We start from the raw sequence: 13071 nt of genomic DNA on the forward strand, positions 1-13071 counted from the left end.
GCCCTGATGGAGGCGCTGAACAACAACGCCAGCGATGCCGAGATCAAGCGTCTTGTCGAGGAACTGCGTGCCGCCATGGAGAATTTCCTTCAAGCCCTCGCGCAGCAGGCGCAGCCCATGGATAATCAGGCGGCGGGCGACCCCAATAGCCAGGACCAGTTTATTGAATCTCAGGATTTACAAAAACTACTCGATCGCATTGATCAGTTCGCCCGCGGCGGTGCCCGGGACGCGGCGCGGCAGTTGCTGAGTGAGCTTCAAGACATTATGGAAAACCTGAAGACAGCCGAAGCGCGACAACCTTCCGCCAGTCAGCAGGCGGCACAGCAAATGCTCAATGAGCTTGGTAAGTTGATGCAGAAGCAGCAGGAGCTTCTGGATGAGACCTTCCGTAAATCCCAGGGTCGGCAATCGCAACAGGGAAACAGAGACGGCCAGCAGGGCCAGCAATCGCAAAATGGGACACAACCCGGCCAGCAGGGACAGCAAGGTCAATCCGGGCAGCAAGGCCAGCGCGGCAATTTGCAGGATCTGGCCGAAGTTCAGGAAGCGTTGCGTCAGATGCTCGGCGATTTGATGGGCCGGCTTGGTGCGGAAGGAGAAATACCAGGCGCGCTTGGCCAGGCGGAACGCTCCATGAATAATGCTCGGGACGCGCTGGGACAGGGTCAGGGGCAATCCGCCCTGCAATCAGAAAGCGATGCCCTTGAAAGCCTTCGTCAGGGCGCAGAATCACTCGCTCAGCAGATGATGGAGAACGGGCAGGGAGAGGGCACTCAGTCCGCCGGGCCCGGACAGCCGGGACAGGGGCGGGACCCGCTTGGCCGGTCGATGACGGAAGAGGACGGGCAGGGACGGACATCCGGCAACGCGCTGATGCGCGGTGAGGCCAATGGCCTTAGCAAGAGCCGCTCCATTCGTGATGAGCTGCAGCGACGGCTTTCCGATCCCGCGCGCAGCTATATTGAACGCGATTATCTGCAGCGCCTGCTCGATATTTTCTAGGGCGGTTCGCAAATTCTGATATAAATCCTCGCCATGACTCAGGATCATCCATTTGCGCAATATGTCCGCATTCTCGGCAAGGGCCCGAAAATGTGGCGGGACATGACTTTTGACGAAGCGAGGGCCGCCATGAATATGGTGCTTTCTGGTGAAGTCGAGCCATTGCAGCTTGGCGCGTTCCTGCTGCTACTGCGGCGGAAGGGTGAGACGGGAGAAGAGCTTGCCGGCATGGTCGCCGCTGCGCGCGATCACTTCCTCGAAGAAAACATCACAGCTGAGGTTGATTTTGACTGGCCATCCTATGCGGACCGGCATCGTCAGCAGCCCTGGTTTATCCTGTCCGCCATCCTGCTGGCCGATCAGGGATACAAGGTGTTGATGCATGGCATTGAGGGCTACGTGGATGGCTATGCGCCGACACGACCGGGCCTTGCGGTATTTGGTATTCCGGAGGCAACCTCCCTCCCCGACGCGGCGGCGCGGCTGGGGGGAAGTAACCTTGTTTATCTTGGGCTGGAGAATTTCTGCCCCTCCGTTCAGGCGCTCTTTGAATTGCGGCCTTTGCTTGGTGTGCGAACGGCGGTGAATACCTTCGGGCGGGACATTAACCCATTCCGTGCGCCTTATCAGCTTCAGGGGGTATTCCATCCGCCTTATAAAGCCCTGCATCTTGGAACGGTGAGGGCGCTCGACCAGCCCAACAGCCTGATTTTCAAGGGTGGCGGCGGCGAAGTGCAGCGCAATCCGATGAAGCCGGTTCTTGCCGATGCGCTGGTGGATGGCGAGATGGTGGTGCAGGAATGGCCCGCGATGACGGAGGAGAATGTCTATAAATGGCGGGAGGAGGATCTGGCACCGGATCAGCTTCTCCGTCTTTGGCGGGGGGAGCTTGACTTGCCCGTGCCTATTCTCGCGGTTATCGGTACTCTTGCCTTTGCGCTACGGCAGGCGGAACCTACCCTCGCGGTTTGCGAGACTGAGGCGCGCGCGCGGGAAGTCTGGGAAAGCCGCGATAAAAACCGGTTCGGCTAAGCCTAGCCATCCTTTTCATACCACCATAAGTCTGCACTGGTTCCCCAATAGGACGGTGTGGCGGGTAGCCTGATTTCCGGCCAATGTGCCAGCCATTGCGCGTCCGTATAATAGAGCGGGATGACATAATGCCCGTTGAGTAATACCCGATCGAGCGCGCGCGCCGCATTGACCAGCGTTTCCCGATCCTGCGCGGTGGCAATCCGTTCGATCATCGCATCGACGGCGGCAAGGCGGATGGCCGGATAATTTCGCGTGCCCGGTGTTTCGGCGGCGCTCCGGCTCCAGTAGAAGGCCTGCTCGTTCCCCGGCGAGAGCGACTGGCCCCAGCTATTGATGATTATGTCGAAATCATAGTCGGTCAGGCGATTCTGGTAACTCGCCGTATCGATCTGGCGAATATTGCTCTGGATTCCCAGAAGTTCGAGATTCCGCTGAAACGGGGAAATCATCTTGATGTAGTCGGTATTATTGATCAGGAATTCGACCTCGAACGGCTGACCGGTTTCCTGATGGGTGAGAATACCATCTTCAATCTTGTAACCGGCAGCCAGGAGTAATTGCCGCGCTATTTTGAGATTAACGCGCGCCCGGCCCGAACCGTCCGTTTTGGGAAGGCTAAAAGCGTCGTTAAACACGGCCTCAGGCAGTTCATCCGCGAAGGGAGAGAGCACGTCCCGCTCGGCATCCTTGATTGTGCCCTCGGCGGCGAGAGGGGAGTTTTCGAAGAAGCTGTGCGTGCGCTTATAGAGGCTATGGAGAATATTGGCGTTTACCCATTCGAAGTCAAAGGCGTGGGTCAGGGCCTTGCGGACACGCAGATCAGCGAATTTCTTATGCCGTGTGTTAAAGACAAAGGCGAGCATTGGGGCAGGTATACTGAGCTTCGGTGTTGATTTTTTATACTCAGCGCCCGACGGCCCGCTATAGGCGGCGGTCCATTTGGCTGCATTGCTTTCGAAACGGGCATCAATATTGTGGGATTTGAACGCCTCCAGGGCGACATCGTCATCGCGGAAATAGTCATAAATTATCCGCTCGAAATTATGCCGACCCTTGTTCTGCGGCAGATGCCATCCCCAGAAATTCTCGTTCCGGCGATAGATGATGCGCCGACCCGGCTCGACTTTCGCAACCAGATAGGGGCCGGACCCGATCAGGGGGGTGAGGGAGGTTTTCTCGAAGTTGGTTTCAAGGAGTTCGGATTTCGGCAAAACGCTCATCAGCCCCATAATAAGGGGCATCTCGAAACGCCCTTCCTCCTCGAACGCAAATCGAAGGGAGAGAGGGGATAGAATTTTGGCCGCTGTCACCTTGCGGTAATAGAGTTGAACATTCGGTCGTCCCTGTTCGCGGAGGGTTTCGTAAGAACTCAGTACATCCTCCGCCGTGATGGGGGTGCCGTTCGAAAAGTGCGCTTTGGGGTTAATATGAAAGACGATCCAGCTGCGGTCCGGCGCAACTTCAATGGCTTCGGCAATATTGGCGTACAGGGTGAAGGGTTCATCGCGGGACCGTTCCAGTAAGGGCTGATAGACATCGCCGAGCCCGCGTGGAGTGACTCCTTTCAGCAGAAAAGGATTGAGGCTATCGAAACTGCCAATGTCGCTAAGGCGCAATGTGCCGCCAATTGGTGCGTCTGGATTGACATAGTCAAAATGCGAAAATCCGGCAGGGTATTTCGGTTCTCCATGCATAGCGATGGCGTGGTGTTTTTCTGCGGCTTGTGACGGGACCGCACAGCTGAAAAAAAAGGCCATCAGGAAGAGGAGGAATGAAGGATGTTTTTTCATTTAAAATTTACGGTGCCTTGCTGCGGATAATATCAGTGAGCCTATCGACCAAATGTGGCATTTCTTGTTCCGGCGTCCCGGCAAAACCGAGAATAAGGCCGGTCTGGTCTGTCGGCAAATTGTAAAATCCGGAAAGGGCCCGCACCAGCATACCTGCCTTGGCCGCCTCTCGCTCCACTTCCTTATCCTTGATGCCGGGCGGCAGATACGCAACAAGATGCATTCCGGAGCCTTGTGGTGCCACCATAATGATATCACCCAACTTTTCCTGAAGCAGTGAGAGCAGGCACTTCTGCCGTGCTTCATATAACAGCCTTGTACGCCGGACATGGGCGGCGAGATAGCCCTCATTGATAAAATCCGCGAGCGCCGCCTCGGGCACGGAGGGGGAATGGCTGTCAATATTCTGGCGAAGTGCAAGGAAGATATCCACCAGATCATCCGGCACGACCATGTAGCCGACCCGGAGCCCGGAAAACATGACCTTGCTCATGGTGCCGACATAAAGCACCCGGTTGTCATCATCGAGACCCTGCAGTGAGGACAATGGCCGTCCGGCATAGCGATATTCGCTGTCATAGTCATCTTCAAGGATAAAGCGCCCTTCCTCCTTCGCCCATTTCAGAAGATCCAGCCGCCGGGCGAGTGACATTGTCTGGCCCAGCGGATACTGATGGGACGGTGAAATACAGGCGAGGCGGGCGGCAGGCGCTATTTCCCGCGCGCGGGCAAGCGCAAACCCCTCCTCATCCACGGGAACGGAGATCGGCACCGCCCCGGCGGAGAGGATGGAATCGCGAATGCCGGGATAGCCCGGCTCTTCCATCCAGACGGCATCTCCCGGCTCGGCAAAGGCGCGGACAACCAGATGGATAGCCTGTTGTGACCCGGAAAGGATGATTACCTGATCGGGATGGCATCGCACCGCCCGCGTTTGCCCGAGATAAGAGGCAAGGGCCTCGCGCAGTATTTTTGCGCCGCCAACGGGATTATCGACCAGGTATTCGCGCCCCGGCCGCCGCCAGTGGCGAGAGAGAAGGCGGGCCCAATCCTCAAACGGGAAGGTTTCAAGTGCGGGTAGGCCCGGCGAGAACGGCAAGCCTCTTTTCTCCGATGAACGTGTTTTGCCCATGAATGCTGCGGCCATCTTGGAAAGATAGATTTCCCGCGCCTGAACGCCCGGTGCGTGACCCTCGGTCTTGCGTTGCAGCAAATCGTCGGGAAGTTGATCCGATACGTAAGATCCGGCCCCGACGCGGCTGATCAGATACCCTTCCGCCATGAGTTGATCATAGGCACTCAGCACCGTATTGCGCGAAACGTTGAGATCAGTAGCGAGAGAACGGCTGGAGGGAAGGCGGGTGTCGGGCCTTAGCCGGCCTTCAAGGATTGCCTGGCGCAGCGCGAGGAAAAGCTGTTGATGCAGAGCGATCGCGCTCTCGGGGTCGAGCGTTAATGTTTGCAACTGCGCATTTTTGAGGCGGCGGGACATAGGGGCCGTTCCAATTGGTTTGGAAATTGTGTAAATTTTACGGAATTAATGAACCAATACCAAGATATATTTCGGCCATTTATCATTTCCGATCAAGTTTTCTTGTAGTTGGTTGCATTCTTCTGAAAATGCGCGAAATAATGAACAGCGCCGATCTTGAGTGCGAGGAGACAAAGATGACAGGAACAACAGAAATTGCCTATTTTGGTGCCGGTTGCTTTTGGGGGGTCGAGGCCGCCTTTCGCCAGCTAAAGGGGGTAAAGGAAACCGTTGTCGGCTATCAGGGTGGTATCACGGCAAATCCCACCTATGAAGATGTCTGCACCGGCCGAACCCAGCATGCCGAAGTGGTTCAGGTGATGTTCGATCCGGCGGTGGTGAGTTTTGAGGATATCCTTGATGTGTTCTGGCAGAGCCATGATCCGACGACCCTCAATCGTCAGGGGCCGGACATTGGCACACAATATCGCAGCGCGATTTTCTATCGGAATGAGGAACAGAAGAAAATTGCCGAGGCGTCGAAAGAGGCGCAAGGAAGTCGCGGGCTGTTCCGTCGGCCGGTCGTTACGGAAATTTCACCGGCGCTCGATTTCTATCCGGCGGAAGATTATCACCAGCAATATCTGGAAAAGCGTGGCCTTGCGACTTGTCATATTTAAGGGCGGCTTCTGGTCAGGCGACCCGTTCCGCATGACCGTCAAACCCCAAAACCGTTGCGGTCAGATTTAGGCTGCTGTCATAGGCGGATGTGGCGCGGCGATGGGCCTCGGCGGGGTCGGCTTCGGTCACTGCGTCATCCTGCTGGGCCAGCTGCTGGGCAAGAAACGGCGCGGAATAGGCCATGTGAAGCGAAGTTCCTGCCTCACGTGAGGATGTGAAGGTAGACTGAATTTCCCGAAGCTTGACGGGAACCGGCGACGTTTCCCTGCCAGTCTTGATATCATCTCGGGCATGATGTCGCCCTGCGCCGAGGGCGGGCGCCTCTTCAACGCGCGCATCTTCTTGCGCCGCGGCGGCGCTTCTGCGCCCGAACTGATGGGCACCGCCGTCCTCGCGTCTTGTTGGCGGCGGAAGAATATTTGAAATGGCCCGCGTAACGTCCATTAATATCCAATCCCGGACTGATCTAATTTCTCAGAAGTAATCGATCTTCATTCTGAAGTCGAAGACATTGGGGGGCGACTGATTCTCCGTCAGCCCAAACCACAGCTTGGGATTTTGAGCATAATTTCACAAAAAACCCTTAACGAAACCTGTAGTTATAAAAACAATTTAGCATAAAACCGCGAAAGATACAACTCCCGGCGTTATTTCTTGCCGCTCATTTCATCAATACGTTTCTGCATGGACTTCAACTGTTCCTGGAGTTCCTGCATCATCTCGGCTGTTTGGTCAGGTTTTTCTTCTGCGGAGGAGGTAGGCTTATCCTTGTCCGCGCGGCCCTCCGTGCCCCCTAAATAGCTGGGGGGAGAGAACATGCGGACCGCCTGGCTGAACATTTCCATATTCTTGCGTCCCATTTCCTCGAACTGCTGGAACATGGGGTTGGTCGTCAGATTCTCAGGCAGGACATCCCGCATTTTATCTTGATTGTCGGTGAAGGATCGCATCGACATCTCCAGATAGTCTGGAACCACGGTTTGCAGCCTGTCGCCATAAAAGCTGATCAGTTGTCGAAGGAAGTTGATGGGAAGCAGATTCTGGCCCTTGGCTTCTTCCTCGAAGATGATCTGGGTCAGGACCGAGCGCGTGATATCCTCGTTCGACTTTGCATCAAACACGACAAATTCAGTCCCATCCTTCACCATCCGGCTCAAATGATCCAGCGTGACGTATGATGACGTGGCTGTATTATATAACCTGCGGTTTGCATATTTTTTGATGACAATTGGCTTTTTGTCATCTGCTGTTTTTTCAACCACGGTGTCTCCTAACTTCTGCTGGAAGAGATATTGGCGTGTATTTTCACCTGTAATTGTTGCGCTGCGCAAGTTTATTGTGCAATGCCGTTGGTAAAAATGCATCACAAAGGTGAAATAAAGTATTCTGCCAAGTGGCAAGGCGACTGCTCTGGTATATATAGAGCAGTATGATATGCAGCGGCGGCAAGAATGATATCCCAGACTGTAACTATACTGCTGAAACAGGTGTTGGCGGATGAAAACTGACGCGCCAAAAACCATCTCGACAATGCCCCGCCTCGGCCCGCGTCCGCTGGCTCTGCATTTGGGATTGGCGACAACAACGGTTGCAAGCTCCCTTGCGGGCCTCCCGCTCCGCCAGAAAGAAGATGCTTTCTCCCTGCAACCGGATATTCCAACGCCTGTCGGCAGCTCCCTCGATATCGAAGCCATGGGCTATGGGCCGGACCTGCTCCAACAGCTGGCAGATCAGGGCAGTGAACAGGTGCGGGAGATGATCGACGGAATTCGCCTGTACCACGACCACCCTTACCGTCGGAAACAGCGTAACCGTCCGGTAATCTGGCAGCAGGGTACCACCCAGCTGTTGGATGGTGCACCGGAGGCCCCTTCTTCTGCGCCAGTTGTTCTATTGGTGCCTTCCCTCATCAATCGCGCCTATATTCTCGATCTTATGCCGGGACGAAGCCTTGTTGATTATCTTGCGATGCGCGGGCTGCACCCGATCCTGTTTGACTGGAACGGTCCGGGAGAGTCGGAGCGGGGCTTCGATGTTGCCGATTATATAACCGGCAGGATTTGTCCCGCGATCGATTTTGTATCCGAGGCATATGCGAGAGCTCCTCTTCATCTCACAGGATACTGCATGGGGGGGACCCTGTCGGTTGCGGCCGCGCAACGTCGGCAGGACAAAATTCAGAGCTTCATCGCCATCGCGGCGCCCTGGGATTTTCACGCGGAATTTGGCGGCCAGGCAAAGGCGCTTTTCGATCAGCGGGAAATGTGGGCAAATATTCTTGCCGGATTCGGCGAGATGCCGGTCGATCTGCTGCAAACTCTCTTTGCCAGCCTAGACCCAAACCTTGGCCTTCGGAAATTCAGCAAATTCGTGAAAATGGACATGGCGTCCGATCAGGCGAAAGAATTTGTCGCCATTGAGGATTGGCTGAACGATGGTTTTCCGCTCGTCCGGCATGTGGCGGCGGATGTTTTTGATAAATGGTATGGCCGGAACGAACCGAATTTGTTGCAATGGGCGGTTGACGGGGAAATTGTTCGGCCGCAGGATATTTCCGCTGCGTCCCTTATTGCGGTTCCGAAAACTGACAAGCTTGTTCCGCGACCCTCCGCGCTCGCGCTGGCATCCGTCTTGCCATCCGCGACAGTCATCACCCCGCCCTCGGGACATGTCGGCATGATGGCCGGAGGCAAGGCGGAGGATGGATTATGGCGTCAGCTGGGAGATTGGGTCATGGCGAACTGAGTTTTTATCCGGGGAACGCAAGAAAGGGGTTGCGGTTCCTAAAAACTAACGTTATTTCGTATAAGGAAGAAAAATGATTGTAAAATTTCTCATACGAAGTGAATTTTGAATTAAAATTACGCATTCGAAACAGGAGAAATAAACTATGGATGTTGTCATTACCAGTGCAGTCCGCACGCCGGTTGGTTCTTTCAATGGCGCATTGGCGCCTTTGACGGCGCATAAACTCGGCGAGATTGTCATCAAGGAATCGCTCTCACGGTCCAAGACAGATGCAAGCGAAGTCTCCGAAGTCATCCTCGGTCAGATCCTGAGCGCGGGTCAGGGTCAGAATCCGGCGCGGCAGGCCTCTGTCAATGCCGGCGTCCCCTATGAGGTGCCGGCATGGGGCGTGAACCAGCTGTGCGGCTCTGGTCTTCGCGCCGTGGCGCTTGGCTATCAGGCAATTCTGAACGGCGATTCTCAGGTTGTCGTGGCGGGTGGCCAGGAAAGCATGAGCCAGGCCCCGCATTGCGCGCATCTTCGCAATGGTCAGAAAATGGGCCCGCTGGAATTCACTGACACCATGTTGAAAGATGGGCTGATCGATGCCTTTCATGGATATCACATGGGAAACACGGCGGAAAATGTCGCCGCGAAATGGCAGATCACCCGGGAAGTGCAGGATCAATTCGCAGCGGAGTCTCAGCGCAAGGCGTCCGAGGCTCAGGCGTCAGGTCGTTTCAAGGACGAGATCGTGCCGGTCACCATTTCCACTCGCAAGGGCGATGTGGTTGTCGATCAGGACGAATATATTCGCGGTGGCACCACATTTGAAAAACTGAGCGGCCTGCGCCCTGCCTTTGCGAAGGACGGGTCGGTCACGGCGGGAAACGCCTCCGGTATTAATGACGGGGCCGCCGCCGTCGTGCTGATGACGGCGGAAGCGGCCGAAGCTAAGGGACTGAAGCCGCTTGCGCGGATTGTTTCCTGGGCGCAAAGCGGGGTTGATCCGGCGATCATGGGCACAGGGCCCATTCCGGCGAGCCGCGCCGCGCTTGAAAAAGCGGGCTGGACTGCCGACGATCTTGACCTTGTTGAGGCGAACGAAGCTTTTGCTGCGCAGGCCTGTGCGGTGAATAAGGATCTTGGCTGGGATACCAGCAAGGTCAATGTGAACGGTGGTGCCATTGCCATCGGCCATCCGATTGGTGCATCGGGAGCCCGCGTGCTGGTTACGCTGCTGCATGAAATGCAGAAACGTGATGTGCATAAAGGACTGGCAACACTTTGTATTGGTGGCGGTATGGGTATCGCCATGTGTGTTGAACGATAGCTAACTAGGGACTAAAGGGGGCAGAAAATGTCGAGAGTAGCAATTGTAACGGGCGGCACCCGAGGAATTGGCGAGGCCATTTCCATCATGCTGCATGAGAAAGGTTACAAGGTCGCGGCAAACTACGGCGGGAATGACGAACGGGCGAAGGAGTTTTCCGATCGCACAGGCATTCCCGCCTATAAATGGGATGTGTCGGATTTTGATGCTTGTACAGAAGGCGTGGCCAAGGTGAAAGCCGACCTCGGCAACGTTGAAGTCGTCGTCAATAACGCGGGCATTACTCGCGACGGGACATTGCATCGGATGAGCCCGGAAAACTGGCAGAAGGTGATCGATACCGACCTTGGGTCCTGCTTCAATATGTGCCGGGTAACCATTGATGATATGCGTGCCGCAAAGTTCGGCCGTGTGATCAATATCGGATCGATCAATGGTCAGGCCGGTCAGTATGGGCAGGTCAACTACGCCGCGGCGAAATCTGGCATTCATGGCTTTACCAAGGCGATGGCCCAGGAAGGCGCGGGGCAGGGCATTACGGTGAACGCCATTGCACCGGGCTACATCGATACCGACATGGTGGCGGCGGTGCCGGAAAATGTGCTGGCAAAAATCGTTGCCGGTATTCCGGTCGGACGGCTTGGTAAGGCATCTGAAATTGCACGGGGGGTTTGCTTCCTTGCGGCGGATGACGCGGGCTTCATTACCGGTTCAACCCTCTCGATTAACGGCGGCCAGCATATGTACTGACCCCGATCTTTACGGTTGTTATTGAAGATGGCATGATGCTGGGAGACCGGCACATGCCATTTTCTTTTCCGGATATTTCGGACAAATCCATGAACAGTCAGACGACGGAACGAACGGTTGCGAGCCTTTGCGGACTTGGTGCGATCCTGCTATGGGCGCTTCTCGCCCTATTCACGGCGGGCACGGCTCAGGTTCCTCCGTTCCAGCTCACCGCCATGACGTTTGGAACAGCCTTTGTCGGTGTGTCGCTCAAATGGCTTTTCTATCGGCAGGATATCCGGCCTTTCTTCAAGATCCCAATGGGACTTTGGGTCCTCGGGGTTGCGGGATTATTCGGCTATCATTTCTTCTATTTTCTGGCACTTAAAAACGCTCCGGCGGCGGAAGCCGGTTTGATTGCCTACCTCTGGCCGCTACTGATCGTCCTGTTCTCGACCCTGCTGCCGGGGGAGCGGTTCTACTGGTTCCATCTTGTCGGTGGATTGATCAGTTTGGCCGGTGCCGGGTTGTTGATCACAAAGGGTGCCGCGCTGGAGATTAGACCGGAGTACAGCACAGGCTATCTTGCGGCCATCTGCTGCGCCTTCATCTGGTCCAGCTATTCGGTCCTGAGCAGGCGGTACTCGGCTGTCTCTTCCGACGTGATCGGGCTATTTTGTGGAATTACCGCACTCTTGTCACTTGGGTGCCACCTCCTGTTTGAGGTCACACTCTGGCCCGAGGATGCACTGCAATGGCTGGCGGTATTGGGGTTGGGTCTCGGTCCGGTCGGCGCGGCGTTTTTCCTTTGGGATCGCGGGATGAAGCATGGCGATATCCAGACGCTGGGCGTGCTGTCCTATCTCTCGCCCCTGCTCTCCACTTTGATTCTGCTGGCTGTTGGCGTGGCGAGCTTTTCCTGGTCGTTGCTTTTTGGCTGTCTTCTGATCACCGTCGGTGCGCTCGTCGGATCGCTGAAAATACTGCGTGCGTTATGGAAGCCTGCAAAGCCTGACTAAATCGTCGGGGCCCAGTCTTTCGGCGCCATTTCAAACCCTTCAAACTCAAATCCCGGCGCGACCGTGCAGCCGACGAGCGTCCAGTCCCCGTTCGAATGCGCGGACTGCCAGGAACTGCGGGGAATGACAATTTGCGGATATTCCTCTTTAAGAAGGTCGGCACCCAAAATCCATTCTTCCGACGGCGCATCCTCCGCAGCGATGGAAAGGGTGAGCGGCGCTCCCGCATAATAATGCCAGATTTCCACCGCATCGACGCGATGCCAATGGGACCGATCCCCTTTTTCAAGCAGGTAATAGATGGCCGTGGATAGAGCGCGATTCGTCTCCGGCAGGGTCAGGTCATCGCGGAAGGTTTCGACAAAATGACCGCCCTCCGGATGAGGCTGCATTTTGAGGCGCTGGATGATATCGGCGGCGGTAAGGGTCATTGGCTAGAAGCTATCCTTGCGTCGGCGGGTTTCGGCGAAAACATCAACGGGATCAGCGCCGCTCAAAGCGAGGTCTGCGGCGAGCTCCGGATCATCGGCACGCATAAAGGGGTTCGTCTCCTTTTCCTCACCGAGGGTGGAGGGAACAGTCGGGATTTTCTTCTTTCGCATCTCGACAATCCCGGCAAAGCGCTTTTTGAGGGCATTGTTCGCGGGATTAACCGCAACGGCAAAGCGGCCGTTCGCCTCGGTATATTCATGGGCGCAATAGACCTTGGTCTCATCAGGAAGGGCGCGGAATTTGCTGATGCTTTGCCACATTTGCGCGGGCGTTCCCTCAAACAGGCGGCCGCAACCAAGGGCAAAGAGTGTATCGCCGCAGAAGAGCGCGTCTGATTCTTCAAACCAGTAGGCAATATGCCCGACCGTATGGCCCGGCACCTCAAAAACCTGCGCCTTTTGGCTGCCGAATTCGAAAATATCGCCTTCCTCAACCTTGACATCGATCCCGGGAATACGCGCGGCATCTTTTTTTGCGCCGACAATAGTGCAGCCCGTCTTTTCCTTCAGTTCAAGATTGGCGCCGGTATGGTCCGGATGATGATGGGTGTTTATGATATGGGTGAGCGTCCAACCCAACTCTTTCAGCTTGTCCAGGACCGGTCCGGCAACCGCTGGATCGACAACGCCGACCAGCCCGCTCTCCGGATCCCGGAACAAATAGACATAATTGTCACTCAGGACGGGAATTTGGTGGATTTCCAGTTTGCTCATTGGGTGCTCTTTGTTTGTTAAGTTTCCATTTCTATATTTTATGTCAGTATAACACTATGCTCAGACCTGATGTCAT

The 13071-nt window shown here is 55.6% G+C and carries 13 protein-coding genes; 7 read left to right on the forward strand and 6 right to left on the reverse strand.

Going from position 1 to position 13071, the window contains the following annotated elements; translation table 11 throughout:
• On the forward strand, nt 1-1005 hold a 1005-nt coding region (locus P1U71_RS16555; protein WP_301106768.1), incomplete at its 5' end, for a DUF4175 family protein.
• A 33-nt stretch (nt 1006-1038) separates the two neighbouring features.
• Nucleotides 1039-2037 carry a glycosyl transferase family protein gene (locus P1U71_RS16560; protein ID WP_301106769.1) on the forward strand — a complete coding sequence of 333 codons (999 nt, stop codon included), beginning with the start codon at nt 1039-1041 and terminating at the stop codon, nt 2035-2037.
• A 2-nt stretch (nt 2038-2039) separates the two neighbouring features.
• Here the strand turns inward: P1U71_RS16560 and P1U71_RS16565 are convergent, their stop codons facing one another.
• Both P1U71_RS16565 and P1U71_RS16570 read right to left on the reverse strand, forming a co-directional pair.
• Nucleotides 2040-3830, reverse strand: coding sequence for an extracellular solute-binding protein (locus tag P1U71_RS16565; RefSeq protein WP_301106770.1), 1791 nt, complete (start codon nt 3828-3830; stop codon nt 2040-2042).
• Between the two features lie 7 nt (nt 3831-3837).
• Nucleotides 3838-5322, reverse strand: coding sequence for a PLP-dependent aminotransferase family protein (locus P1U71_RS16570; RefSeq protein ID WP_301106771.1), 1485 nt, complete (start codon nt 5320-5322; stop codon nt 3838-3840).
• Nucleotides 5323-5498: 176 nt separating this feature from the next.
• Here P1U71_RS16570 and msrA point away from each other — a divergent pair, with 176 nt between their 5' ends.
• A complete protein-coding gene (msrA, locus tag P1U71_RS16575) occupies nt 5499-5981 on the forward strand; it encodes a peptide-methionine (S)-S-oxide reductase MsrA (RefSeq protein ID WP_301106772.1) in 483 nt (160 codons plus the stop codon).
• Nucleotides 5982-5994: 13 nt separating this feature from the next.
• Here the strand turns inward: msrA and P1U71_RS16580 are convergent, their stop codons facing one another.
• Nucleotides 5995-6426, reverse strand: coding sequence for a hypothetical protein (locus tag P1U71_RS16580; protein ID WP_301106773.1), 432 nt, complete (start codon nt 6424-6426; stop codon nt 5995-5997).
• Nucleotides 6427-6629: 203 nt separating this feature from the next.
• Nucleotides 6630-7244, reverse strand: coding sequence for a polyhydroxyalkanoate synthesis repressor PhaR (phaR, locus tag P1U71_RS16585; RefSeq protein WP_301106775.1), 615 nt, complete (start codon nt 7242-7244; stop codon nt 6630-6632).
• A 235-nt stretch (nt 7245-7479) separates the two neighbouring features.
• Between phaR and P1U71_RS16590 the strand changes: the two genes are divergently transcribed.
• From P1U71_RS16590 to P1U71_RS16605, 4 genes are all read left to right on the forward strand, one after another.
• Nucleotides 7480-8727 (forward strand): alpha/beta fold hydrolase, encoded by a 1248-nt coding sequence (locus P1U71_RS16590; RefSeq protein ID WP_301106777.1) that lies wholly within the window; start codon nt 7480-7482, stop codon nt 8725-8727.
• A gap of 145 nt (nt 8728-8872) precedes the next feature.
• Nucleotides 8873-10042, forward strand: coding sequence for an acetyl-CoA C-acetyltransferase (locus P1U71_RS16595; RefSeq protein ID WP_301106779.1), 1170 nt, complete (start codon nt 8873-8875; stop codon nt 10040-10042).
• Nucleotides 10043-10069: 27 nt separating this feature from the next.
• A complete protein-coding gene (phbB, locus tag P1U71_RS16600; protein WP_301106780.1) occupies nt 10070-10792 on the forward strand; it encodes an acetoacetyl-CoA reductase in 723 nt (240 codons plus the stop codon).
• Between the two features lie 53 nt (nt 10793-10845).
• On the forward strand, nt 10846-11790 hold the full coding sequence (locus P1U71_RS16605) for an EamA family transporter (RefSeq protein WP_301106781.1): 945 nt from the start codon (nt 10846-10848) through the stop codon (nt 11788-11790).
• Here the strand turns inward: P1U71_RS16605 and P1U71_RS16610 are convergent.
• The gene (locus tag P1U71_RS16610) at nt 11787-12221 is read right to left on the reverse strand and encodes a cupin domain-containing protein (RefSeq protein WP_301106782.1); all 435 of its coding nucleotides are present in this window, start codon (nt 12219-12221) and stop codon (nt 11787-11789) included. The two genes, P1U71_RS16605 and P1U71_RS16610, sit on opposite strands and share 4 nt — an antisense overlap.
• 3 nt (nt 12222-12224) lie before the next feature.
• Nucleotides 12225-12995 carry a hydroxyacylglutathione hydrolase gene (gloB, locus tag P1U71_RS16615; RefSeq protein WP_301106784.1) on the reverse strand — a complete coding sequence of 257 codons (771 nt, stop codon included), beginning with the start codon at nt 12993-12995 and terminating at the stop codon, nt 12225-12227.
• Nucleotides 12996-13071: the final 76 nt, after the last annotated feature.

Source organism: Sneathiella sp., assembly GCF_029233945.1.
GTDB lineage: Bacteria > Pseudomonadota > Alphaproteobacteria > Sneathiellales > Sneathiellaceae > Sneathiella.

Excerpts from the sequence above, each read along its gene's own strand:
- P1U71_RS16580 (WP_301106773.1), bottom strand. The coding sequence starts at position 6,426 with ATGGACGTTACGCGGGCCATTTCAAATATTCTTCCGCCGCCAACAAGA.
- P1U71_RS16610 (WP_301106782.1), bottom strand. The coding sequence starts at position 12,221 with ATGACCCTTACCGCCGCCGATATCATCCAGCGCCTCAAAATGCAGCCT.
- P1U71_RS16595 (WP_301106779.1), top strand. The coding sequence starts at position 8,873 with ATGGATGTTGTCATTACCAGTGCAGTCCGCACGCCGGTTGGTTCTTTC.
- msrA (WP_301106772.1), top strand. The coding sequence starts at position 5,499 with ATGACAGGAACAACAGAAATTGCCTATTTTGGTGCCGGTTGCTTTTGG.
- phbB (WP_301106780.1), top strand. The coding sequence starts at position 10,070 with ATGTCGAGAGTAGCAATTGTAACGGGCGGCACCCGAGGAATTGGCGAG.
- P1U71_RS16605 (WP_301106781.1), top strand. The coding sequence starts at position 10,846 with ATGCCATTTTCTTTTCCGGATATTTCGGACAAATCCATGAACAGTCAG.
- P1U71_RS16560 (WP_301106769.1), top strand. The coding sequence starts at position 1,039 with ATGACTCAGGATCATCCATTTGCGCAATATGTCCGCATTCTCGGCAAG.
- P1U71_RS16590 (WP_301106777.1), top strand. The coding sequence starts at position 7,480 with ATGAAAACTGACGCGCCAAAAACCATCTCGACAATGCCCCGCCTCGGC.
- gloB (WP_301106784.1), bottom strand. The coding sequence starts at position 12,995 with ATGAGCAAACTGGAAATCCACCAAATTCCCGTCCTGAGTGACAATTAT.
- P1U71_RS16570 (WP_301106771.1), bottom strand. The coding sequence starts at position 5,322 with ATGTCCCGCCGCCTCAAAAATGCGCAGTTGCAAACATTAACGCTCGAC.
- P1U71_RS16565 (WP_301106770.1), bottom strand. The coding sequence starts at position 3,830 with ATGAAAAAACATCCTTCATTCCTCCTCTTCCTGATGGCCTTTTTTTTC.